The 19,879-nt window shown below is 66.4% G+C and carries 26 protein-coding genes and 1 tRNA gene; 11 read left to right on the forward strand and 16 right to left on the reverse strand.

What is annotated here, in order from left to right; translation table 11 throughout:
* Positions 1-987, reverse strand: a complete 987-nt coding sequence (fen, locus tag NP_RS09355; protein ID WP_011323600.1) for a flap endonuclease-1 — start codon at positions 985-987, stop codon at positions 1-3.
* A gap of 88 nt (positions 988-1,075) precedes the next feature.
* Between fen and NP_RS09360 the strand changes: the two genes are divergently transcribed.
* Positions 1,076-1,333: a hypothetical protein gene (locus tag NP_RS09360; protein ID WP_011323601.1), complete on the forward strand. Its 258-nt coding sequence runs from the start codon at positions 1,076-1,078 to the stop codon at positions 1,331-1,333.
* Here NP_RS09360 and NP_RS09365 read toward each other — a convergent pair.
* Entirely contained in the window at positions 1,330-1,893 is a 564-nt protein-coding gene (locus NP_RS09365) for a GNAT family N-acetyltransferase (protein WP_011323602.1), read from the reverse strand. The genes NP_RS09360 and NP_RS09365 overlap by 4 nt on opposite strands.
* Before the next feature lie 50 nt (positions 1,894-1,943).
* Between NP_RS09365 and NP_RS09370 the strand changes: the two genes are divergently transcribed.
* The gene (locus NP_RS09370; protein ID WP_011323603.1) at positions 1,944-2,519 is read left to right on the forward strand and encodes a class I SAM-dependent methyltransferase; all 576 of its coding nucleotides are present in this window, start codon (positions 1,944-1,946) and stop codon (positions 2,517-2,519) included.
* Between the two features lie 15 nt (positions 2,520-2,534).
* Here NP_RS09370 and NP_RS09375 read toward each other — a convergent pair whose 3' ends face one another.
* Both NP_RS09375 and NP_RS09380 read right to left on the reverse strand, forming a co-directional pair.
* Positions 2,535-2,876, reverse strand: a complete 342-nt coding sequence (locus NP_RS09375; protein ID WP_011323604.1) for a 2Fe-2S iron-sulfur cluster binding domain-containing protein — start codon at positions 2,874-2,876, stop codon at positions 2,535-2,537.
* Positions 2,877-2,978: 102 nt separating this feature from the next.
* Positions 2,979-3,392 carry a DUF3054 domain-containing protein gene (locus tag NP_RS09380; RefSeq protein WP_011323605.1) on the reverse strand — a complete coding sequence of 138 codons (414 nt, stop codon included), beginning with the start codon at positions 3,390-3,392 and terminating at the stop codon, positions 2,979-2,981.
* A gap of 84 nt (positions 3,393-3,476) precedes the next feature.
* On the opposite strand from NP_RS09380, the gene NP_RS09385 reads away from it, so the two are divergent.
* On the forward strand, positions 3,477-4,721 hold the full coding sequence (locus NP_RS09385; RefSeq protein ID WP_011323606.1) for a DUF6498-containing protein: 1,245 nt from the start codon (positions 3,477-3,479) through the stop codon (positions 4,719-4,721).
* On the opposite strand, the gene NP_RS09390 is transcribed toward NP_RS09385, so the two are convergent.
* Positions 4,718-6,007, reverse strand: coding sequence for an MFS transporter (locus tag NP_RS09390; RefSeq protein WP_011323607.1), 1,290 nt, complete (start codon positions 6,005-6,007; stop codon positions 4,718-4,720). The genes NP_RS09385 and NP_RS09390 overlap by 4 nt on opposite strands.
* A 341-nt stretch (positions 6,008-6,348) precedes the next feature.
* On the opposite strand from NP_RS09390, the gene NP_RS09395 reads away from it, so the two are divergent.
* Entirely contained in the window at positions 6,349-6,579 is a 231-nt protein-coding gene (locus tag NP_RS09395) for a hypothetical protein (RefSeq protein ID WP_011323608.1), read from the forward strand.
* 44 nt (positions 6,580-6,623) lie between these two features.
* Complete coding sequence (locus NP_RS09400; protein WP_011323609.1) at positions 6,624-7,622, forward strand: ornithine cyclodeaminase family protein; 999 nt, start codon at positions 6,624-6,626, stop codon at positions 7,620-7,622.
* A gap of 4 nt (positions 7,623-7,626) precedes the next feature.
* On the opposite strand, the gene NP_RS09405 is transcribed toward NP_RS09400, so the two are convergent.
* Positions 7,627-8,415: a helix-turn-helix transcriptional regulator gene (locus tag NP_RS09405; RefSeq protein WP_049939633.1), complete on the reverse strand. Its 789-nt coding sequence runs from the start codon at positions 8,413-8,415 to the stop codon at positions 7,627-7,629.
* A gap of 244 nt (positions 8,416-8,659) precedes the next feature.
* Here NP_RS09405 and NP_RS09410 point away from each other — a divergent pair, with 244 nt between their 5' ends.
* Positions 8,660-9,610 (forward strand): DMT family transporter, encoded by a 951-nt coding sequence (locus NP_RS09410; protein ID WP_011323611.1) that lies wholly within the window; start codon positions 8,660-8,662, stop codon positions 9,608-9,610.
* Between the two features lie 16 nt (positions 9,611-9,626).
* On the opposite strand, the gene NP_RS09415 is transcribed toward NP_RS09410, so the two are convergent.
* The 4 genes from NP_RS09415 to NP_RS14875 all read right to left on the reverse strand — a co-directional run bounded on the left by NP_RS09415 (position 9,627) and on the right by NP_RS14875 (position 12,408).
* On the reverse strand, positions 9,627-10,742 hold the full coding sequence (locus NP_RS09415) for a presenilin family intramembrane aspartyl protease PSH (RefSeq protein WP_011323612.1): 1,116 nt from the start codon (positions 10,740-10,742) through the stop codon (positions 9,627-9,629).
* Between the two features lie 48 nt (positions 10,743-10,790).
* Positions 10,791-11,024 (reverse strand): H/ACA ribonucleoprotein complex subunit GAR1, encoded by a 234-nt coding sequence (locus tag NP_RS09420; RefSeq protein ID WP_011323613.1) that lies wholly within the window; start codon positions 11,022-11,024, stop codon positions 10,791-10,793.
* Positions 11,021-11,299, reverse strand: coding sequence for a signal recognition particle subunit SRP19 (gene srp19, locus NP_RS09425; protein ID WP_011323614.1), 279 nt, complete (start codon positions 11,297-11,299; stop codon positions 11,021-11,023). Before srp19 ends, NP_RS09420 begins: the two co-directional genes overlap by 4 nt.
* A 68-nt stretch (positions 11,300-11,367) precedes the next feature.
* Positions 11,368-12,408 carry a PGF-CTERM-anchored ABC transporter substrate-binding protein gene (locus tag NP_RS14875; protein WP_011323615.1) on the reverse strand — a complete coding sequence of 347 codons (1,041 nt, stop codon included), beginning with the start codon at positions 12,406-12,408 and terminating at the stop codon, positions 11,368-11,370.
* A gap of 58 nt (positions 12,409-12,466) precedes the next feature.
* Here NP_RS14875 and btuC point away from each other — a divergent pair, with 58 nt between their 5' ends.
* From btuC to NP_RS09445, 3 genes are read left to right on the forward strand one after another with little or no spacing between them, the layout of a single operon-like run.
* Complete coding sequence (gene btuC, locus NP_RS09435) at positions 12,467-13,513, forward strand: vitamin B12 ABC transporter permease BtuC (protein WP_011323616.1); 1,047 nt, start codon at positions 12,467-12,469, stop codon at positions 13,511-13,513.
* On the forward strand, positions 13,510-14,694 hold the full coding sequence (locus tag NP_RS09440) for a heme ABC transporter ATP-binding protein (RefSeq protein WP_011323617.1): 1,185 nt from the start codon (positions 13,510-13,512) through the stop codon (positions 14,692-14,694). The genes btuC and NP_RS09440 overlap by 4 nt, the downstream gene beginning before the upstream one ends.
* Before the next feature lie 58 nt (positions 14,695-14,752).
* Positions 14,753-15,028 (forward strand): helix-turn-helix domain-containing protein, encoded by a 276-nt coding sequence (locus NP_RS09445; RefSeq protein WP_011323618.1) that lies wholly within the window; start codon positions 14,753-14,755, stop codon positions 15,026-15,028.
* 8 nt (positions 15,029-15,036) lie between these two features.
* Here NP_RS09445 and NP_RS14790 read toward each other — a convergent pair whose 3' ends face one another.
* The 5 genes from NP_RS14790 to NP_RS09460 all read right to left on the reverse strand — a co-directional run bounded on the left by NP_RS14790 (position 15,037) and on the right by NP_RS09460 (position 17,384).
* Positions 15,037-15,195 carry a DUF7563 family protein gene (locus NP_RS14790; protein WP_169303787.1) on the reverse strand — a complete coding sequence of 53 codons (159 nt, stop codon included), beginning with the start codon at positions 15,193-15,195 and terminating at the stop codon, positions 15,037-15,039.
* A 111-nt stretch (positions 15,196-15,306) separates the two neighbouring features.
* Positions 15,307-15,810: a cupin domain-containing protein gene (locus NP_RS09450; RefSeq protein WP_011323619.1), complete on the reverse strand. Its 504-nt coding sequence runs from the start codon at positions 15,808-15,810 to the stop codon at positions 15,307-15,309.
* Positions 15,811-15,883: 73 nt separating this feature from the next.
* On the reverse strand, positions 15,884-16,921 hold the full coding sequence (locus NP_RS09455) for an NAD(P)/FAD-dependent oxidoreductase (RefSeq protein ID WP_011323620.1): 1,038 nt from the start codon (positions 16,919-16,921) through the stop codon (positions 15,884-15,886).
* Between the two features lie 55 nt (positions 16,922-16,976).
* Complete coding sequence (locus tag NP_RS14600; protein WP_158303762.1) at positions 16,977-17,117, reverse strand: hypothetical protein; 141 nt, start codon at positions 17,115-17,117, stop codon at positions 16,977-16,979.
* 196 nt (positions 17,118-17,313) lie between these two features.
* Positions 17,314-17,384: transfer RNA gene (locus tag NP_RS09460), tRNA-Gly, on the reverse strand.
* Positions 17,385-17,512: 128 nt separating this feature from the next.
* Here NP_RS09460 and NP_RS09465 point away from each other — a divergent pair.
* Positions 17,513-18,340, forward strand: a complete 828-nt coding sequence (locus tag NP_RS09465) for an NAD+ synthase (RefSeq protein WP_011323622.1) — start codon at positions 17,513-17,515, stop codon at positions 18,338-18,340.
* Here the strand turns inward: NP_RS09465 and NP_RS09470 are convergent, their stop codons facing one another.
* The gene (locus NP_RS09470) at positions 18,341-19,039 is read right to left on the reverse strand and encodes an enoyl-CoA hydratase/isomerase family protein (RefSeq protein WP_011323623.1); all 699 of its coding nucleotides are present in this window, start codon (positions 19,037-19,039) and stop codon (positions 18,341-18,343) included. It abuts the gene before it with no gap.
* Between the two features lie 106 nt (positions 19,040-19,145).
* On the opposite strand from NP_RS09470, the gene NP_RS09475 reads away from it, so the two are divergent.
* Positions 19,146-19,811 (forward strand): DUF7114 family protein, encoded by a 666-nt coding sequence (locus NP_RS09475; RefSeq protein ID WP_011323624.1) that lies wholly within the window; start codon positions 19,146-19,148, stop codon positions 19,809-19,811.
* Positions 19,812-19,879: the final 68 nt, after the last annotated feature.

The following is a 19,879-nucleotide window of genomic DNA, read 5'->3' on the forward strand; positions in this document are numbered from 1 at the left end:
TCAGGTCCAGCGGTCCAGCCCTGTCTGGATGACGGACTCCTCGATGCGTTCGAAGCCGCGTTCGACCTCGTCGGCCGGCACCCCCCACGTCTCGGTGACGAACTCGCGTGCGCGCTCGAAGTCCGGGTCGATGTCCGTATCGTAGTCGTAGTCGTCTGTGACCGCGGGGTCGAGAAACAGCTCGCGGATGCGGTCGGCGTGGGGGATGTCGTCGTCGCGGGCCGCCAACACGCTCCGAAGGTCGCCGTGTTCATGAATCAGTTTCACGGCGGTTTTCGGTCCAACGCCGGAGAGTCCCTCGTTGAAATCGGTCCCCATCAGGATGGCGGCGTCAACGAGGCCCTCCCAACTCAGGTCGTGGGTCGAAAGCGTCGCCTCGAAATCCATGCACTCGGGGTCGCCGTTGCTCGTCAGCCCCCGCAGCGTGTACGGAGCGCCAAGCAAGAGCGCGTCGTAGTCCTCCGAGCCGACGTAGTCGGCGTCGCCGCGTCGAGCCATGTGAGCAGCCTGTGCCTCCCCTTCAGCGGGCGCTTCGACGACCGGCACGTCGAGCCGTGCAAGGAGCTCGCGGGTTGTCTCTACAATCGTGTCCGTGAGCCGCTGGGTCCGAGACTCGAGGGCGGCGATTTCGGCGGCGTCGGTCTCGTCGCGTTCCTTTGCGGCTTCGAGCTGTGCCTCGTAGCGTTCGCGCTGGTCGCGTCGCTTTTCGACCTCGTCGGCTTTCAGGTCGGAGACACCACCGTCGAAGACGAACACCGGCGTCACGTCGTGTTCGAAGAACTTGGGCAGCCCCTGGACGACGCCGATGAGGTTGGCGACCTCCTCGCCGTCGGCGGTCGTGTACGCCTCGCTCCGGGTGAACTTGACGGTGGTCGTCAGGTACCGATACAGCCAGTTGTGGGCGTCGACAGCCACGACCGACCCGCCGAGTTCGTCGAACGGCTTGGGCTCGATGGCCGCCAGCGTCCGGAGGTCCGCGTTTCCCATTGTGCCCGGGTTCGCACGGCGCGGGCTTGAAATCGCCGGTCGGCGGACGACGAGAGTGTTTTCAACCTGAGGCGGCTACCGTAGAGCAATGAGTCGTCGGCAGACCGTCGACCGTGCCGCAGTGGCCGTCTTCGCCGCCTTCTCGATTGCCGGACTCTTTGTCTTCCGAGCGGCAATGGGCTGGTCAGTCACGGACCCGTACGTCCCGGCCGGCGTCCACGAGGCGCTGCCGGCGACGGCCTGGATTTCCGTTGTTCCGCTGTTCGTCCTCGTGGGGCTGCTGGCGGCGATCTTCGTATACCGGCTCTCGGGCGTTCCGATGCCCGGCAGCCGGTATCGCGACTAGTCCGTGGGCTCGGGGGGCGTTGCCTGTCGCTTCCGACGTAGGAAGGCCGTCTCTGCTTGTTCGAGGTCACGTTCGCGGTACCGGTCGAGGCCACGCTGGTACGTCTCCTTCGAGCGGTCCGGCGCGGGCGCGTCAGTCGGTCGCTCCAATATCAGCTCCGCGATGCCGGTCGTTTCGCCGGTGTATGCAAACCCCGCCCGGTAGAGCGCCTCGTAGGCGAAGGGGTTGTTCACCGCGATTTTGGCCGTCGCATAGCCGCGCCTTTCGGCCCGTGCGACGACGAAGCGGCAGAGCCGCGGGCCGAGCCCCTCGCCGCGGCGGTCCGCCCGGACGGTGACATACCGAAGCCACAGCGTCTCCGGAGCGGTCCGGTCGGCGTTGAACGCGACGGCGGCGACAATATCGTCGTCGAAGTCGCGTTCGGTGTCGGCACCGCTCGGGTCGCGGACGACGGCCTTGCCCGTCGAAGACATGACGAACTTGCCCGCGTAGCTGAATTGACGGTAATCAAGCCGCAGGGTCGGTCCGTCAGGGGGCCACCCGAGCAGTTCCGGCTCCATAGCGGGGCTTGTGGGACAACGATGTTATGGCCGGCGGTCGATGGCCGCGTATGCGCTGGGATGTACAGGCCTTCGACCTGTTTGCGCCGCTGTACGACATCTGGATGCCGTCGGCCGACGAGACCGCGCTCCGAAAGGGACTGGCGTGTGCCGACCGCGAGGGAGACCGAATCATCGATGTCGGCGGCGGCTCCGGGCGGGCCGCCCGGACTGTCGGCGCGACAGTCGTCGACCCTGCTGCCGGAATGCTGGCGCGGGCGCGGGCCAAAGGGCTCGAAACCGTCCAGGCGAGCGCGACCGACCTCCCTCATCCGGACGACTCGGTCGATGCCGTCATCGTCGTCGACGCGCTTCACCATTTCCCCGACCCCGAGGCGGGCCTCGCGGAGATATCGCGCGTGCTCGCGCCGGGCGGCGTCCTCGTCGTCCGCGAGTTCGACCGCTCGACACGGCGTGGCCGGCTCCTCGAAGCCGGCGAGCATCTGTTCGGCTTCGAATCGACGTTCTACACTGCCGCGGAGCTAGAAGCAGCCATCGAGGCGGCCGGGTTGGAGGCACGTCCGGTCGAGTACGGCTTCGAGACGACTGTTTGCGGCGTCGCACCCGCCGGCAGGGACGACGAGTAGCCACCGGCTGATGGACTACTCGCCGTCCGGCCGCCGAGGGAGCACCTGTCCCCAGACGTGTTTGTCCAGCAACCGAACCGTCATCGGCTCCTTGACCTCGATACAGCAGGAGAGCCGCGGGTAGCCGAACCGGACCGCCGCCGCATCATGCCAGTGGGCCGGCTCCGGTGGCGGGTCGACCTCGACGGTGCAGGTCGCACACAACCCCCTGCCGCCACAGTTGACCCGCGAAGAAACCGTCCCGTAGACTGAAAAGCCTCGTTCGAGGAGCACATCCCGGAGTACCGACCCACGCTCGACCGTGATGGTCGATTCGTCAGCAGCGGTGATAACGGTCAGTTCGATGTCATCGCCCATGCGAACGATTAGCCCGGGCGTCACAAAACCGCTCCGCCGCCGGCGATGTACAGGCGGTTGAGGCGACTGCCCGGGGGCTTGCCCCCGGGGTGAGTTCACCACCTAGCGGAGTTTGAAATAGAGGAACCGCCACGCCGAGATGACGACCGCGCCGCCGACGAGCATGATGCCGATGAAGACCGGCTCAACGCCGCGTTGGGGGAGGGCGACGTATCTGACGACGAAGCCGACGATTGCGGCCGGCACCCACGACCGGATAGCGAGCGGAATCGAGGAGTTCGGCGCGGAGCCGCCGCCGGGCGAGTAGGCACCGATGAGCGGCGCACAGATAACCCACCCGAGGAGGAAGGGGCCGGCAGCGGCCAGATAGATTGTCGGGTCTGCGAGCATGGCGTCGAGTGGCCAATGCGAAAGCGTCCCGAGGAAGATGAACGCGAGCAGGACAACGATGTCTCCGACCGCTATCGGCCACGTGCTCGCATCGAGGCGCTGTTCCAGGAACGACTGCTCTGACATGGCCGACCGTTCGACGGGGGCGTATCAAACCCTTGCGGATTCGATGCCGAAACGGCTTTTCGCCGGCCGGCCGAACGCGGTTCCGTGCGAGGTCGTCCCCGCCCCGGACGCCGGTCCTCCAGAGCGGCGCTTGTCGTCTCCAATCTCGTCCCGCTCGTCGCCGCCGTCCTGCTCGAGTGGTCGTTGACGGTACTGCTCGGTATCTACGTCCTTGAGTTGTATGCGGTGCTGTTTTGGACTGCGGTGAAGCTACCGTTCGCCGAGCGGACGGTGGTCCTCGACGAGGAGCCGACAGAGACCCGCTTCCGGCTGTTCGACCGGGGCTGGTCGACTGACCTCGAAGAAAAGCGCGGCGGCATCCGGCTTTTCGGATGGTTGCCGCCGGTGTACCCGCGGAACATCCCTGCGTTCGTCGTGTTCACCGTCTTCGTCGCGCCGTTGGCTGCTCTCGTCGCCTTCATCGTTTTCGCACTGTCGCAGCCGACAATCACCACGGAGGTCGTCTCGTTGTTACTTTTGGGGGGACTGGCGGTCTTTCTTAGCCGCGGTGTCTCCTTTGTCACGGAGTACCTGTGGCAGGGCGGCTACCGTGACCACTCGACCCGGAGCCTCATCTCCGGGCCGTTCCGCTATCTCGCCGGCTTCGGCGTCCTGATGATTGTTCTCTCCGCGGCCGTCACTGAGGCGTCAAACCCCGATGGAGTCTCGACGGCGGCGGTGCTCGTGGTGGTTGTCGCCGGGAAGATAACGGCCGAACTGTACTTTTACTGGCGGGACCACACCGAAGGCGGGCGGCCGCTCTTCGAGCGGTTCCTCGATGGCGACGAACGACGGCCGTCGTTGCCGGAGCCCCCTGACGCGGACCCGACAGCCATCCTTCGGCCGCGGCGGCTCGCGGTCGCCGGCGGTGGGCTTCGGCGCGGGGTCGCATACCTGTTCGTCGGCGGCGACGGGTCGCTCGGCGTCCTGTTCGTGGGGGCGTGTCTACTGGCGGCGCTCGTCTCGCCGGGGGCCGTCCTCGTCGTCGCCGCGGGGGTCGGGATTCCGGTCGTCGCGCTGCGGGCGTTCGTCTACTGGCTGCGATACGGGCCGCTGGAGTATCGCCTCTATGCGGATGTCGTCATCGAGCACGACCGGCTGCTGGCGGCGCCACAGCGACGGCTGCCGCGCGGTGCGGTCGGTGACGTTGCAACACACGAGCCGAAACTGCCACAGCTCCTTGCCAACGAAAGCGTCGAGCTTCGGCCGGCCGGCTGGAGCGATGCCGGGCCGGTTACGGCTCGCCATCTACCGGACGGCGAGCGGCTTCGGGAGTGGGCCGACGGCTAGCCGGCGGTTGCGTCGTCCCTTTCTAGCCCGGCGTCGGTCGGCGGGCGCAACAGGAGCGCCGCCAGCCCCGCCGCGACCGCGAGCGCACCGCCGAGTGTGAGCGTCGGCACCCAGCCGAACGCCGCGACAAGGGCTCCAGCGACCGTGCCCGCGAAGACGCCGCCGCCGACCTTCGCGGTGTAGAGGGCGGCGTAGTTGCTCGAAGAGTGTTCCGCGCCGTAGTAGTCGGCGACCATCGCCGGGAAGTAGACGTACAGCGGCGACGAAAAGAACATCGCTCCCAGCACGAAGGCGACGAAGGCGATGCCGGCATCGGCCACTCCGGCGGGAACGAGCGCCAGTCGGAACGCGCCCGCGAGAACGAACGAGACAGCCATGACGTGCACGCGGTCGAAGCGGTCCGAGACCGCCCCCAACACGAGCCGCGAGACACCGGCCGCAATCGGCAGCAGCGTCGCGGCGGCCGTGGCAACGACCGCAGCCAGCCCCAGCGCTTCGGCCATCCGGACGACGTTGGCGATGAGCAGCAGGTCAGCGCCCGCCGTCGCGACGAACATCGCATACAGCAGCCAGAACTGCCACGTTCGGAGCATCTCGCCGGTCGTGTACGCTCGCCCCCGGAGTGAGGCCGCGAGGCCGTCGTCGTTGTCGTCGGCCCGGTCGTCGAGGCCAAGCCAGTCTTCCGGAGGGTCTCGCAGGAGCACCGCGCCGACGAGCAACACGAGAAGAATCACCAGCCCGACGTTCCGGAGCACGTCGGCGTAGCCCGCGACGGTCGCGTTGGCCCGAACGTACGGGACGACGAGCGCGCTCCCGCCGGCGAAGGCCATCGTCCCGATGCCGGTCGTCAGTCCGGTTCGGTCAGGAAACCACTTGACCGCGGTGTTGACCGCGACGGTATAGACGATGCCGACGCCGACCGCACCGAGCGAGTAGAGGACATAGAGCTGCCAGACGCTCGTGGCGTACGCGAGGCCGATGTAGCCGCCGCCGGCGAGAAGCGCCGCGAAAAACATGAGCGCCCGCGGGCCGCGGCGGTCGCGCCACCAGCCCGCCGGTAGCTGCGACAGCGACTGGAAGACGACATAAAACGAAAAGACTGCTCCGAGCGCCGGCAGCGCGATGTCGAGGCTCTCGGCCAACGGCCCCTCGATGGACGACCAGACGTACTGGTAGGGACTGACCGCAGCCATCATCGCCGCCGCCGCGACGATTTGCCACCACCGGGAGAAGCCAAGAGCCTCCCGCGCGCGGCCGGCATAATCGATGTCCGACGAATCACCCATCGACAGCAGGTTTCCGCGGCGGTAGGTTAAACCACCTGATACGGCCATTCGGAAGGCGGCCCGTTGCTGCTGGGGTCGGCGAGCCGGCGACATCCGGTGCTGTTCAGGATTCGTGTCACACATACCGCTGGAGCGGGCCTTAAAAGACATTCGAACCGCCCTGCTGCATCCTATTCCTGTCGTTGAGAGCCGCTAAGACCTATTCTGCTCCTATAACGCCTCTATAAGTTATGAGTATAATCTATGCTGGTTCTACAGCACCTCTCTATCTATCCAGGGTAAAGTATCAATCAAATCTGGAAAACACTTATATGGATATCACTCATATATCTTGATGTATTATGACTGGTTATTACGACATCGTCCTCGGCCTCATCCCCGCTTCACTCATCGGCCTCACCGCACTCTTCGTCTTTGGGGGGCTGTCGCTTTCGGCGTCCGTCCCGCTTGCGTCGGTCGCCACTATCGGGCTGATGGGCCATGCGATGTTCGTCAACGCCCCTGGTCCGTCGGAGCCGGCTACGAGCCGGCCGGCTGATTCGGCCGCCCAGACCGGTGTCTCCGCCGACTGACCGCGAAGCACGAGTTTTTGCCGACGGCCGACGAAGGCCGTTTCATGACTGACGTTCTGTTCCTCCGAAGCGACGAACTCGCCGGCCTTGCAACGCCGGCCGAATACGTCGACGCTGTCCGCGATGGCTACGAAAGCTACGGCACCGACGGCACGGCCGCCCCACGAACGAAGCTCACAAACGAGGAGCCGCCGGGCATGTGTACCGGCTACCTCGCCGTGCTGCCCTCTGTCGGCGCGATGGGCGGGTACACGTACGCCGCGGGCTTCGGCGACGGCGATGTCCACTTCGCCCTGCCGCTTTTCGACGCCGAATCTGGGCGGATGATAGCGCTGCTCGATGGCGCGTCGATGAATCCACACAAAACCGGCGCGACGGGCGCGGTGGCGGTCGATGCGCTCGCACGCGAGGACGCGACGACATGTGCGGTCATCGGCTCCGGCGCGCAGGCCCGCGGCCAGCTCCGGGCGACGGCCACGGTCCGGGAGTTCGAGACCGTGCAGGTCTTTTCGCCGACGCTGGAGAGCCGACAGTCCTTCGCCGACGAGTTCGACGACCGACTCGCGGCGGCTGTCTCCGCGGTGCCGAGCGCCGCCGACGCGCTCGATGGCGCTGATGTCGTTATCACCGCCACGCGGGCGAGCACCCCCGTCTTCGAGGACGCCGACCTCCCCGACGGCGCACACGTCACCGCGATGGGACAGTACGACCGTGGTAAATACGAACTCCCGCCGGAGACGGTCGCCAGAAGTACCTACGTGCCGGACCTCCACGACCGCGCCTTCCAAGATGCCGGTGCGTTTCTGGCCGCCCGCGATGCTGGCCTCGTTGACGACGACCATATCCGGGCCGACCTCGGGGATATCGTCGCCGGCGAGGCGGCAGGCCGCACGAGCGATGAGGCGATAACAGTCTTCGATAGCGGCGGCACGGGCGTCGAGACAGTCGCCGCCGCGTGGATGCTCTACGAGAAAGCCCGGGAAGCGGGGCTTGGGGAGCGAATCGAGTTCGCACCCGGCAGCGAAGCGTTGACTGGCGAGTAGCCGCCTACACGATATCGGCCGGCGAAAGCGGCTCGGCGGCGGTGCGGTGCTGTTCGTGGACTGAAGCCGCCCACTCGGCGACAGCTTCGTCGTCGGTGTCGAGCGCCGCCTGTACGACGCCATCGTCGTCGCGCAACAGGAGGCTGACGGTGCCGTCGGCAAGCGTCACGGCAAGCGAGAGCGGCCCCTCGTAGACGTGGATGTCGGCACTCTCGGCGGCCACGAGTTCGCGGAGCTTCGGCCGGAGCCGGTCGTCGTCGACGAGTGCCTCTATCGCCCGGGCGGCGAAGACCCCGTCGACAGTACAGCCGTCCGCTACGGCCCGACGCCGGAGCAGCCGCAGCGTCCGGTCGTTGAGCGCCCGTGAGACCGCGCGAATGTGGCCGGCTTCCCGCAGAATGTCCAGCGACCGCGTCACCGGCGCACTCGGTCGGGTTTCGGTCGGCGTGGTGAGCGTCGCCGTCCGGAGCCGCCGGAGGTCGACATCCAACTCGTCCGGGAGCATACCCACGACCGGACGCAGCCGCCGCTCGGTCTCCAGCCGTTTCCGGAGGTCAAGGACGCCGTCAGCGACGAGGTTGCCGGTCGGCGTGGCGACGTATGCGCCGTCAGTCCGGGCGAGCCAGTTTCGTTCCTCGAAGTCGCGTAGAATCCGGCCGAGCGTCGCCTGTGAGGCACCCGTCCGCTCGGCGAGTTCGCTGCGGGTGTGGGGGCGTTCGGAGACCGCTTCCAGCACCGCAATGCGGTTGCCGGAACGGGCGAGAAACTCCATCTCCGCCAGCGCGTCGTCCATACGACGAGTCGGGCCGCTACGTCAAAAGAACTTTCGCAGTATGAAATTTTTTCAGGGTAAGAAATCGCGGCATGGGGGCGCAGACCTGCAGCGGACAATCGTACTTCTCGTCGGGAAATAGTTTCTAGATTGGCTTAATAGGTTCGGTCAGGTAGACATGCATAACAATGAAGTCGGATATTAGAAACATTTGTTTTTCGGCATCCTCCATCTGCCGCCCGTTCGCTACGGAGGTGGCCTCTCGGTGAGTCTCCGTCGAGCGATAGGGCTGTTTGCTGTCGCCAGCCTCGCGTTCGGCGGCACGTTCGTCGCCGCCCGCGCCGGACAGGTCTACATCCCGCCGCTGCTTTTCGTCGCCATCCGGTTCGACCTCGCGGCGATACTCCTGCTCGGCTACGCCGCCTACGCGACCGAGGGCTCTATCCGCCCGCGAACGCGCGGCGACATCGGCGGCGTCCTCGCCGCCGGCGTGCTCACTATCGGGCTAGCAAACGGCCTGCTCTTTGTCGGGCAGGGGTACGTCACCAGCGCGGTCGGCGCGATTCTCTTCAGCCTCGTGCCCATCATCGCCCCGCTGTTTGCGGCCCTGCTGCTTTCCGACGAGCGAGTGTCAGCGCTCGGTGCCGTCGGGATGGGCGTTGCGGCCATCGGCGTCGGGATGGTCGTCGGCGTCTCGCCGAGCAATCTACTGGCCGAAAGCGGCGTTGGGGCGGCCCTCGTTCTCGGCGGCGCGGCCAGTGCCGCGCTCGGGACGGTGCTGACTCGCCGGTGTGAGGCGACGATTTCCAGCACCGCACAGGTCGCGTGGGGGCTTCCGATAAGCGCCGTGCTGCTCCACGGAATGAGCCTCGCGGTCGGCGAGTCGGCGGCCGCCATCGAGTGGACGCTCACCGCCATCGTCTCACTCGCCTACGTCACGGTCGTTGCCGGCGCAGTCGGCTACATCGCCTACTTCGCGCTCATCGAGGAGGTCGGGGCGCTGCGGTCCAGCCTCATCTTCTACGCCAGCCCGCTCGTGGCCGCGCTCGGTGGCTGGTGGTTCCTCGGTGAAGCCATCACCACGACGACGGTCGCCGGATTCGTCACCGTCGTTGCCGGCTTCCTCGTCATCGGCCACGAGCAGTTCCGGGCGGCGTTCAGGCGGCTGGCAGACGGCCGCGGGCAGGCAACTGGCGGTTACGAGCCGAGCGACTGAGCCGGGCACTGCTGTTTCAGAGGTACGGGGCGACGCCAAGGGCCTCGACGACCGGGATACCGACCGCTGCCGCGCCGAGGAGGTAGCCGGCGATGGCACCGCCGTTGAGCAGCGGCAGCCCGGCGTGTGCACGGCCCTTCATCACAAACCACATGAGCGCAAGCAGTCCAGCGATGGTACCGACCATCGCGCCCAGCGCCGGGACCGTGAGCGCGATACCCGGCACGGAAAGCAACTCCACGCCGCCCGGGCGGAAGAAGGCCGCCGAGGCGACCAGTATCGTCGGGATGACCGCGTCTCCGAGTCCGATGAAAAACGCATCGCGGGCGAAGGGGTCGGCGTGCTCGTCCGGGGCCGCTTCGGCAGCCGCCGGGTCGTCGGCATCAGCGTCGCTATCGGCGTCCGTGTCAGCGTCTTCTGCCATCGTGTCAACCGGTTCGGCATCGCCTGTCGCTGTAGATACGTCGTCGCCCTCGTCCGGCTCGGCTTCGGCGTCCGACTCCGGGGTGTCGTCTTCGAGCGACTCCGGATTGTCGGCGTCCAAAAACGAATACGAGAGCGTCAGCGGCACAACGAAGATGACCGGCAGCCGGAGGTCCATCGCCCCGGAGGCGAGCGCGAGCATGTGTTCGGTGCCGTAGACGGAGATGGCGTCGTAGACGGCCAACACGACGAGCAACACGAGCGCCGGCAGGAGTCCGAAGCTGATGCCGAAAAGCCCTGCCGCGCCGGCACCCATCACGATACCCGCGGCGTCGATGACGTACCACTCGGGATAGACCAGCAAGCCCACGCCGAGCGCCAGCGCCAGCGCGACCGCCACGAGATTCAGCCCCGCAACGGCGACAACCGGCGGGACGACGACGGTGAAGACGTAAAACGAGATGAACACCGCCGCAAAGAGGACAAGCCCCTGGAGGAGCCGGTCGACGCCGAACTTCATCGCCGCGAGCATCACGCCCGTGGCGACGAGGATGGCGATGATATACAGGAGGCTATTCGTCGGGTCGGAGGGGTCTTCGACGGCTTGGAAGCCGGCGCTCATGAACGGCTCGACGAGCGCCAGCGAGCCAAGCTGGACCAGGAGGAAAAGACAGACGGTCGCGGCGACGGCGGCGAATGCCCGCTTCATATCACGTCGTTTGCCGGCGGTCGCTTGGACGTTGTGGTTCCGCGCCGCCTACCGCGCGTAGAGCTTCTCGCCGAGCAGCGACGGCGGAACGACATCGTCGGCCGGTGAGACGGCGACGTACGGCCGGTCGACGGGGCCGAAGACATCGACGATGCGACCGACCGAATCGAGCTCTTCGTTGACGACCGACGTGCCGATGTCGGGTGGGTCGTCGTCGCCGTCGGCCAACCGCGCGACGAGGAGCCCCTGTGCGATGCGGACGACCTCGCCGGCGCGCTTCATTCGCGGATGGCGGTGACGTACGCCGCCACCGCTTCGAGCAGGTCCGACTTCGAGGCGTCGTCGGCCCCCTTGACGACGACGCGGCCCCGCGGCTCGTACTCGCGTGGGTAGGTCTTGCTCCGCTCGATGACGGCGTCGTAGCCGACCTGCTGGACCGCGCTCGCGATTTCGTCGACGGTCGGCTCCTCGACGGCGAGGTCCTCGGCGACCCGCCGGCCCTCGTTGCGGGTACAGTTGGCATCGAGATAGGCGGGCCAGATGACGTTCTCGACCATGCCTGGTCCTCCGCGACCGTGGCGTAAAAAGCGGGCGGTTGGCCGTCGCAGTCCGGCGACGCCGTCGGTCAGCGACGGCGCAGTGTTCTGACGAGGAGTCCGGCAACGACCGCGAGCACGAGGCCGGCAGCCGCAGGGGCGATACCGACGCCCGGCTGGTCGTCGACGGTCGCGTCCGTGGGTCTATCCGCCGTCTCCGCATCCGCCAGTCCGTCGGCTATCGTCTCCAGCGCGTAGACGAGCCGCGGCGCAGGCTGGCTGACATCGTTGCTGTCGACGGTGACTACTTGCCCATGTTCGACGGCAACGGTCGACTCGTAGGCGGCCGTCTCCGGTAGCGGCTCCGCGTCGCTGGCGACGATGACATCGGGGTTCCACTCGACGAGGGCCTCTTCGTTGATTTCGTCGTAGCCGTCAATGCCGGCCTCGGCGGCGACGTTGACGCCGCCCGCGGTGGTGATGAGGTCATCGATGAACGTTCCGGAGCCGGCGGTGTGGTTGTCGGTAAAGTACATGACGTGCGGGTCCTCGACCGCCGCCGCGCGTTCCTCGACGGCGTCGATACGGTCCCAGTAGTCATCGTTGACCTCGGCGGCTGCGTCGCAGGCATCGACCAGTTGGCCGGTCAGCGCTGTCTTGTCAGCGACGAACGAAAGCGACGTACCGAACCCAAACTTGAACACCTGCTGGTCGGCCTCGCGCAGGCTCGTGACGGTGTCGTCGGGGACGATGTTCGGCGCGAGCACGAGGTCCGCATCGAGTTCGACGACTGCCTCCTGATTGACCGTGAAGTCGTCGACCTGTAGGACGTTCTCGGCTTCCTCGATGCCGTCGAGGTCCGACGTGTACGGAACGACCGGTGCGCCGACGACGCGGTCCTCGGCACCGAGTTCCCAGACCGTCTGTGCGGCGCTGGGCTGGAGGACGACGATACGTTCGGGCCGCTCTTCGACAGTCACCTCAGTGCCGGTCGCGTCAGTCTCCGTGACCGGAAACGAACACGTCGGGTCGGCTGGGGCCGTGTCGGCGGCCGGCGCGGCGGCAACCGGAGCGCCAGCGGCGACGGCGACGAGGGCGATAGCAAAGACGACTGCGGAGAGTGTTCTCATTGACTGGTGGAGAGGCGAGGACAACAAGTATTTGGCTAAACCAAGCCCAGTTGCAGCTATGGTTCTCCGGCGGACGCTCTCGTGGTCGGCCGGCCTGACCGGCCTGCTCGTCGTGACGGTGTTGACGAGCACGGCGCTCGGGTACGCCGAAATCGGTCCGCTGGAGGTTCTGTACGTCGTTCTCAACGCCATCCGGCTGCCGACGCTGGCCGACGGCGGCGTCGCCTGGGTGCAGCCGTTCGGCTTCCCGGTCGACGAGTCGACGCGGCTCATCGTCACCCAAATACGGCTGCCACGCATCCTGTTGGGAGCGATTGTTGGCTTTGCGCTGGCGCTTGCCGGCGCGGTGATGCAGGGGTTCTTTCGGAATCCGATGGCCGACCCGTCCATCATCGGCGTCTCCTCCGGCGCGGCGGTCGGCGCGGTGGCGTTCATCGTGCTGCCGCTGTCGGTGCCGTTCGGCCGGACCGCTGCCGCGTTCGCGGGAGCGCTCGTAGCAGCGTTTGCGGTGTATCTCATCGCAACCGAGGACGGCCGAACCCCGGTGGCGACGCTGCTGCTTGCCGGTGTCGCGCTCCAGACCTTCCTCGGCGCGGTCATCTCGTATCTGCTGTTGCATGCCGGTGACAACCTCGAAACCGCCGTGTATTGGCTGATGGGGCATCTCCAAGACAGCACGTGGGGCCGGGTCCGACTGGCGCTGCCGCTCGTCGTTTTCTTTTTTGTGGTCCTGCTCGCGTACGCCCGCGACCTGAACGTCTTGCTTCTCGGCGAAGAGGACGCTCACACACTCGGTATCGAGGTCGAGCGCACAAAGCGCATACTGCTTGCGGCCTCAAGCCTCGTCACCGCCGCTGCGGTGGCTGTCTCCGGTGTTATCGGCTTTGTCGGCCTCATTGTCCCACACATGATGCGGCTGCTCGTCGGCCCGGACCACCGCATCCTGCTGCCGACGAGCGCCCTCGCCGGGGCCGTCTTCCTCGTCGCGACCGACACGGTCGCCCGTTCGGGACCGGGGCAGCTACCGGTCGGTATTGTCACCGCGGCGCTGGGCGCGCCGTTCTTCCTATATCTGCTCCGCAAGCGGGAGGTACACGCACTATGATTTCGCTTTCGGACGTCGTCGTCGAGTTCGGAGAGACAACGGTGCTCGACGGTGTCTCGCTGTCCGTCGAGGAAGGGGAGTTCCTTGCGCTTGTCGGACCCAATGGGGCCGGTAAGACGACACTACTGCGAACGTGCAATGGCGTCCTTACGCCGGCGGCCGGCACCGTCACCGTCGCCGGTCGCGATGTAGCGGCTACATCGGCCCGCGAACTCGGCCGGCAGGTCGCAACGGTGCCACAGGAGACGACGCTCGCTTTCGAGTTCGACGTCGAGGCGGTCGTGCGGATGGGTCGGACACCGCACCGGTCGCGGCTCTCGCCGGCAGACAGCGCCGGCCGTGCGGCCGTCGAATCGGCGCTGGAGCGGACGGAGACGGCGGCGTTTGCCGACCGGTCTATCGACTCGCTGTCCGGCGGTGAACGACAGCGCGTCATGCTCGCGCGGGCCCTGGCTCAAGCGACGCCGGTACTACTGCTCGATGAGCCGACCGCCAGCCTCGACATCAACCATCAGGTCCGAACGCTCGCGCTGGCGCGGGAGCTCGCCGACGACGGCAAGACGGTCGTCGCTGCCATCCACGACCTGGAGCTTGCCGCCCGGTTCTGTGACACCGTCGCGCTGCTTTCCGACGGGCGAATTCTCGATAGCGGTCGCCCGGAAGCAGTGTTGACAGCCGAGCGGCTGGAAGCCGCTTTCGGGGTTAGAACCGCCGTCGGCACGAACCCCGTCACCGGCAGTCCGTCGGTGACGCCGCTCGCCGACGCCCCGCCTGACGGACAGCGGGTTCACGTTCTCGGGGCAGGACAGCCGGCCGCCCGACTCCTCGGTGACCTCGCAGAACGCGGTATCGACGTGACCGCCGGGCCGCTCCCCACCGGCGATGTCGCCGCTGCGACCGCGGGGAGCGTCGGCCGTGAGGCCGTTACTGCCCCGCCGTTCAAGCCGGTCTCCGAGTCGGACATCGAGGCCGCCACAGACCTCATCGAAGCGGCTGACGTGACCGTTCTCGCCGGCCGACCGGCCGGCCCGACAGAGCGGCTTACTGCCCGGAGCGAGCGACTGCTGGCACTTCCCGGCACCGATGCGCCACCGTCGGCACATATCGCCGCGCCCGGCGACATCGTCGACGCGCTTGAGGACCCGACTCGGCGACAAACGTCCTCCTCCGCTGTCGAGTGAGCGCCGCCGACAATGTTATGTGTCACCAACCCTCATAGTTGATACGGAGGAATCCCGCATGGCGACCAACCACAGTCCGGTGCGTATCGACGACCAACTTCATCCGGCGGACGAGCGGATTCTCGAGTACTTCGCTGAAGAGCCGCCGGACTACGTGCCGCTGGCGGCCAACCGGCTGGGGATGCATCTCGGTTACGTCGAACGGCGGGTCGAGACGCTCGTCGAGAACGGACTGTTGGAGCCGGTCAGCCAAGAGCGCATTTACACGATTACCGACCGGGGACAGCGGTGTGTTGAATCGGAGACGGCACTCAGGGCGGACGGCGGCAGGTAAAATCTAGGTTAGTTCTGCCGAGTCGAACGGGCCTCCCGTACTTCGGCCCCGTCGCGGAGCTTGTCCTCGCAGTTCGGACAGACGCGGACCGTCGACATTCCCTGCGGAGCAAAGACGCGCACATAGCTGTCGGTCACGAACGCATCGCAGTTGCTGCAGCGTGGCATACCATACACACCCGATGATACCACCAAGTATCTTTCCCTCGTTCTCTCCGAAAAATACGTCGCGTTGTGAACGACAGATTCCGACGGTGCCGGCTTCTCTGCCGCCGGCGCTCACATCGCGATTTCGTTGCCACACTCGCCGCAGGTAAACGAGAAGCTCCCCTCGTCGGTCAACGACATGCTGTGTCCGGTCTCCTCGCCGCAGTCGCCGCAGTGCATGACTGACTCGATGGCCTCCCAGTCGTGCTTCGAAGACGGCGCGCCGAGCGCGAAGCCGACCACGGGGTCGTCGTTTTCGGCGTCGTTGTAGCCCTCCTGAAACTCGCCCGGCGGGAAGCGGATGACCTCTCCCGCACCGGCTGTCACCGCCTCCGTCGTCGAAGAGTCGGGCTCGTCGGTCACCTCGAAGGTGGCTTCGCCGGACTGGACGTAGAAAACCTCCTCTTGGTCGTGGTGGGTGTGGAGCCCGCCGGAGAAGGATTCGCCCGGCTGCAGCTCAAAGTAGTTCATCGCGAAGTGCTCGGTGCCGAGGGCGTCGGAGACCGGCCGGCGAACGCTGTGTACTCCGAGCGGGCTGTTCTCGATGTCGACCTCGTCGATTGCGACTTTCCGCATGGAAATTGTTGTCGCGCCCACGGTACAAATTGTTTACCCGAACGCATCACGTCTCGTCTGGCGTTTCCGGCAGCTACTGTGCGTGGACGATTTGCTCGCCGACGGCCAGCCCCTCCGCGAGCGCTGCATGGAGCCGTCCCTCACCGGCGACCCAATCGCCGAGACAGTACAGTCCGGCCTCGGCGGCGGCAGAAACAGGACCGCGACGAACACCATCCTCGGGGAGCGCATAGCGCCAGCCCTGGTGGTCGGTCCAGACCGGCTCCGCCAGCCGCTCGTCGCCGACGATATCGGCCGTCAGCGACGCCAGTTCGGCGACGTTCTCGGCCGGGTCGGCGTCGTAGTTCGCCGCTGACCACTGCGCGCTTGCCTGTACGACAAGCAGCGATTCGCCGTCGGGGACGTGCCCCCGCTTGCACTCTTCGCGGGCTATCCAGCCGACATCGTGGTCCTTCCCGGGGTTGACGAGCGCGTAATAGGGCCGGTCCAGTCGGAACGGATACCGCAGAACCGCGGTCCATATCGGCCGATACTCGACCGACTTGACGGCCTCCTGCAGCGTCGCCAGGCGCTTGTCGTCCCAGTCGGTCGCGGCGAGTAGTTCGGCCGTCTGTGGCGCGGGGGGATTCAACCCGACGACATCGAACGGCCCCCACGAGTCACCGTCGGTGTCTTCTATGGTCCAGCCCTCTTCTGTCCGGGCAAGCGACTCGACGCGAGTGCGGCGGTGGACAGTCGCGTCGGTGGCTCCGAAAAGTCGTTTTGCGACCTGAGTGAGCCCGCGCTCGTAGCTCCACTTGTGGTCGTCCGCCGACCGTCCCGGAGCGACAGCCCCCGACTCGTCGAACGTGTAAATCGGCTCACTGACATCGACGAGCCCATCGGTGTCGAGCGTCTCGGTGAGCAGGTCGACGACGCGGTCGTCGTCGGATTTGACGTAGTTCGCCCCGTAATCGTACACGAGGTCGTCGTGGCGACGCGTCGCCGCGCGCCCACAAACCCCGCCGGACTTTTCGAGGACAGTCACTTCCGCGTCTGGAAGCGTTTGGTCGATGACGAAGGTCGCGGCGGCGGCAGCGGCTCCCGCGCCAACGATACCAATGTGTACCATGCAGAACTGTTTGGTTTCCCACCCCTAAACCCGCCTGCTTGCGGCCATCCGTGCGCTATTCGCCGTCGGATTCGAGACTGACCTCCGGCGGTTCACCGTCCCAGCCGTAAGCGAGTACGACGAACAGTACCGCTGCTAGCCCGACAATCGCCAGTCCGTACACCACGAGGCTTCGGAACGTACTGCAAAGTCCCATGTGCATTGGTTCGCTGCTCGCTGAAAAAAGCGTACCGTTCGACGCGCGCTGCCGGGGACGTGTATCACGACTGGAGCACAATGTGCCGTCCGGGAATCGAACCGAAATCAGACGTGCTCGCTCACGCCGTTCGCTGTACGCGACTGATAGGGCTCAATTCCCGACCTAGACGCCTCCATACCGACCGAAACGGCCATGCGCCGTCCGGGAATTGAACCCGGGCTAGAGCCTTGGGAAGGCTCTGTCCTACCACTGGACCAACGGCGCACAGCGAAACGTACCGGACGCCCGCACTTCAACGTAGCGGCTCACCGGCACCTGTCCGACCGGACGCGCGTCCAGCTATACCCCGGCAGTAGGTGCTTATTAGTTCCGAGGGGCCCAACTGAGACTTGATGACAGCTAGCGAACCCACTATCGAGGGGACGAATGTCGAGCTCCTCTTTTCCGAGTCGGAGCTGCAGCGCCGACGCGACCACATCGTCGAGTTTATCGAGGAAACAATCGAGACAGCAGGGGCAGACCGTGCAGTTCTCGGGCTGTCCGGCGGTATTGACTCAACAACTGTCGCCTACCTCGCTGTTGCGGCGCTCGGCCCCGACCGTGTTCACGGAATTTCGATGCCGAGCTCGGTCAACCCCGATGACGACGAAACCGACGCCGAACGGGTCGCCAACGCGCTCGATATCGAATTCGACGTCATCGATATCAACCCCATCGTCGATGCCTTCGTCGACGCCGCCCCCGACCACGCCGCCGACGACCGGATGGCACTGGGGAACGTCCGGGTCCGGACGCGAGCGGTACTGAACTACTTCGTCGCCAACGCGGAGGACGGTCTCGTATTGGGGACCGGCAACCGCTCGGAGGCCGCCACCGGCTACTTCACGAAATACGGCGACCAAGCCGTCGACTGCAACCCTATCGGCAACCTCTATAAGTGTCAGGTCCGCCAGCTTGCCCGCGAGTTGGGCGTTCCGGAGGACCTCGTCAGCCGGACGCCGACAGCGGCGATGTGGGAAGGCCAAACCGACGAAGAGGAGATGGGGCTCGGATACGACGAACTCGATGCGATTCTCGCAGTCCACGTCGACGGACCGCTGTCGAAGTCCGCGACGGTCCGAACCCTCGACGTGCCGGAATCGGCTGTCGACCGCGTCGTCGAACTCTACGAGACGAGCACGCACAAACGGGCGATGCCGCCCGCTCCGGAGCCGCTGTAGCTACTGTAGGTCTTGCAGCCGGTCGGAGTGAGCCGCCGCCAACGTCTCGAAGGCCTCGCGTTCGGCGCGCTGTTGGGCCGACTTTTCGGCTCTGTCCCGAAGCCGCCGCTTGAGGTGTTCCAGCGCCAGTGGGTCGTTGTCGGCGACCGATTCGGCGACACTCCGTGGGTCCGTACACACCCGAGAGACGAGCCCGATTTGCTTTGCTTCCTCGGCGTCGAGGACCCGCCCCGAAAGCGAGAAATCGAGCGCCGCGCCGAGGCCGACAACCTCCGGGAGGCGGACCGTGCCCCCCCACGCGCCGAAGAGGCCGAACGTGACGCCCGGCTCGCCGAGCGTCGCCGTCGGCGTCGCGACCCGGATGTCACACGCCAGCGCCAGTTCGACGCCGCCGCCCCGTGCCGGGCCGTCGATGCCGGCGACGACGACAGTATCGGTGTTCTCGATGGCGTCAGCGGTTGCCTGCCCGCGTTCGATGAACTCGGCAGCGGCCCCCTCCGCGGCAGCGTCGGCGACCGTCGAGAGGTCGGCACCGGCACAGAAACTCTCGCCTGCCCCCCGCAGATAGGCGACCGGCTCGGGACACGCCTCGATTGCCGTTCGGAGGGCGTCGAGGCCGTCCGCCGTCAGCGCGTTGCGACGCTCCGGCCGGTCCAGCGTGACGACGCGCACTCCGTCGGTGTCGTCGGTGTGAATCATGAGGCGTTGGAGCGGTCGCCGGCACCTAAACACTACGGTCCCCGGCGACGGCGTCGATTCTTTCCAAACTGATTTGCCCCTCGCGTACGTAGTGCGAGTACGTCAAATGGACGAAACCGCCCACGCTCGGGCCGCCTTCCGCGAGGGCCTCGCCGACATCACCCCCGGAGCGCTCCGTGACCACCTCGAGGAGGTGCTCGAAGACGCGTCGCTGACTCCCGGCGCGTTGACTGTCGCAACGGCGACAGCGCTCGATGGCGCTGTCGACCGCGACCTTGCCGCCCGTCGAGGGGCCGGCGTGCAGATGAGTTACGAGGGGCTTCGGCTGTCCCGCTCGCTTATCCGAACGACGCCGTGGGAACACGGCGACCGCGAAAGCGGCGACCTCGATGTCATCGCCGCCGAAGTGCTCGTCGCCCGCGGCTTCGAGTATCTCGCCCATACCGGCGTCGCGCTCGATGTCGTCGAGGCTGTCCAGCAGTTCGGCCGCACCCAGACCCTCCGGGAAGCCCCTGATTGCGAGGCGGTCCCGGCGACCAGACTGGAGGCCGATTTCGTCCGCATCGCCGTCGAAGCCGGCGCTGATGTCGCGCTTGAATCGACGCCACAGGAGGTGACGGCTCTCGCTGAAGCCCTCGCCGAGGAGTTCAGCGCCGACCCGCTACCGACCCCGGACGTTGTCTTGGCCGACGCCGACCGACGGCTCGAACGACTCGCCTTGAGCCACGACCGACCAACGGCCGGCGATGTCTCCGGCTCCTCGGAGACGTGACGATATCGGCGACGGCACGGCGATTCTCACTGCGGTAAATCGAAACGCCTAATTAACTAACCCGGCTA

It is taken from the genome of Natronomonas pharaonis DSM 2160, from assembly GCF_000026045.1.
GTDB lineage: Archaea > Halobacteriota > Halobacteria > Halobacteriales > Haloarculaceae > Natronomonas > Natronomonas pharaonis.

Excerpts from the sequence above, each read along its gene's own strand:
- NP_RS14875 (WP_011323615.1), bottom strand. The coding sequence starts at position 12,408 with ATGAGAACACTCTCCGCAGTCGTCTTTGCTATCGCCCTCGTCGCCGTC.
- NP_RS09440 (WP_011323617.1), top strand. The coding sequence starts at position 13,510 with ATGATTTCGCTTTCGGACGTCGTCGTCGAGTTCGGAGAGACAACGGTG.
- NP_RS09475 (WP_011323624.1), top strand. The coding sequence starts at position 19,146 with ATGGACGAAACCGCCCACGCTCGGGCCGCCTTCCGCGAGGGCCTCGCC.
- btuC (WP_011323616.1), top strand. The coding sequence starts at position 12,467 with ATGGTTCTCCGGCGGACGCTCTCGTGGTCGGCCGGCCTGACCGGCCTG.
- NP_RS09405 (WP_049939633.1), bottom strand. The coding sequence starts at position 8,415 with ATGGACGACGCGCTGGCGGAGATGGAGTTTCTCGCCCGTTCCGGCAAC.
- NP_RS09455 (WP_011323620.1), bottom strand. The coding sequence starts at position 16,921 with ATGGTACACATTGGTATCGTTGGCGCGGGAGCCGCTGCCGCCGCCGCG.
- NP_RS14600 (WP_158303762.1), bottom strand. The coding sequence starts at position 17,117 with ATGGGACTTTGCAGTACGTTCCGAAGCCTCGTGGTGTACGGACTGGCG.
- fen (WP_011323600.1), bottom strand. The coding sequence starts at position 987 with ATGGGAAACGCGGACCTCCGGACGCTGGCGGCCATCGAGCCCAAGCCG.
- NP_RS09420 (WP_011323613.1), bottom strand. The coding sequence starts at position 11,024 with ATGAAGCGCGCCGGCGAGGTCGTCCGCATCGCACAGGGGCTCCTCGTC.
- NP_RS09445 (WP_011323618.1), top strand. The coding sequence starts at position 14,753 with ATGGCGACCAACCACAGTCCGGTGCGTATCGACGACCAACTTCATCCG.
- NP_RS09365 (WP_011323602.1), bottom strand. The coding sequence starts at position 1,893 with ATGGAGCCGGAACTGCTCGGGTGGCCCCCTGACGGACCGACCCTGCGG.
- NP_RS09450 (WP_011323619.1), bottom strand. The coding sequence starts at position 15,810 with ATGCGGAAAGTCGCAATCGACGAGGTCGACATCGAGAACAGCCCGCTC.
- NP_RS09390 (WP_011323607.1), bottom strand. The coding sequence starts at position 6,007 with ATGGGTGATTCGTCGGACATCGATTATGCCGGCCGCGCGCGGGAGGCT.
- NP_RS14790 (WP_169303787.1), bottom strand. The coding sequence starts at position 15,195 with ATGCCACGCTGCAGCAACTGCGATGCGTTCGTGACCGACAGCTATGTG.
- NP_RS09395 (WP_011323608.1), top strand. The coding sequence starts at position 6,349 with ATGACTGGTTATTACGACATCGTCCTCGGCCTCATCCCCGCTTCACTC.
- NP_RS09465 (WP_011323622.1), top strand. The coding sequence starts at position 17,513 with ATGACAGCTAGCGAACCCACTATCGAGGGGACGAATGTCGAGCTCCTC.
- NP_RS09400 (WP_011323609.1), top strand. The coding sequence starts at position 6,624 with ATGACTGACGTTCTGTTCCTCCGAAGCGACGAACTCGCCGGCCTTGCA.
- NP_RS09370 (WP_011323603.1), top strand. The coding sequence starts at position 1,944 with ATGCGCTGGGATGTACAGGCCTTCGACCTGTTTGCGCCGCTGTACGAC.
- NP_RS09415 (WP_011323612.1), bottom strand. The coding sequence starts at position 10,742 with ATGAAGCGGGCATTCGCCGCCGTCGCCGCGACCGTCTGTCTTTTCCTC.
- NP_RS09470 (WP_011323623.1), bottom strand. The coding sequence starts at position 19,039 with ATGATTCACACCGACGACACCGACGGAGTGCGCGTCGTCACGCTGGAC.
- srp19 (WP_011323614.1), bottom strand. The coding sequence starts at position 11,299 with ATGGTCGAGAACGTCATCTGGCCCGCCTATCTCGATGCCAACTGTACC.
- NP_RS09360 (WP_011323601.1), top strand. The coding sequence starts at position 1,076 with ATGAGTCGTCGGCAGACCGTCGACCGTGCCGCAGTGGCCGTCTTCGCC.
- NP_RS09375 (WP_011323604.1), bottom strand. The coding sequence starts at position 2,876 with ATGGGCGATGACATCGAACTGACCGTTATCACCGCTGCTGACGAATCG.
- NP_RS09380 (WP_011323605.1), bottom strand. The coding sequence starts at position 3,392 with ATGTCAGAGCAGTCGTTCCTGGAACAGCGCCTCGATGCGAGCACGTGG.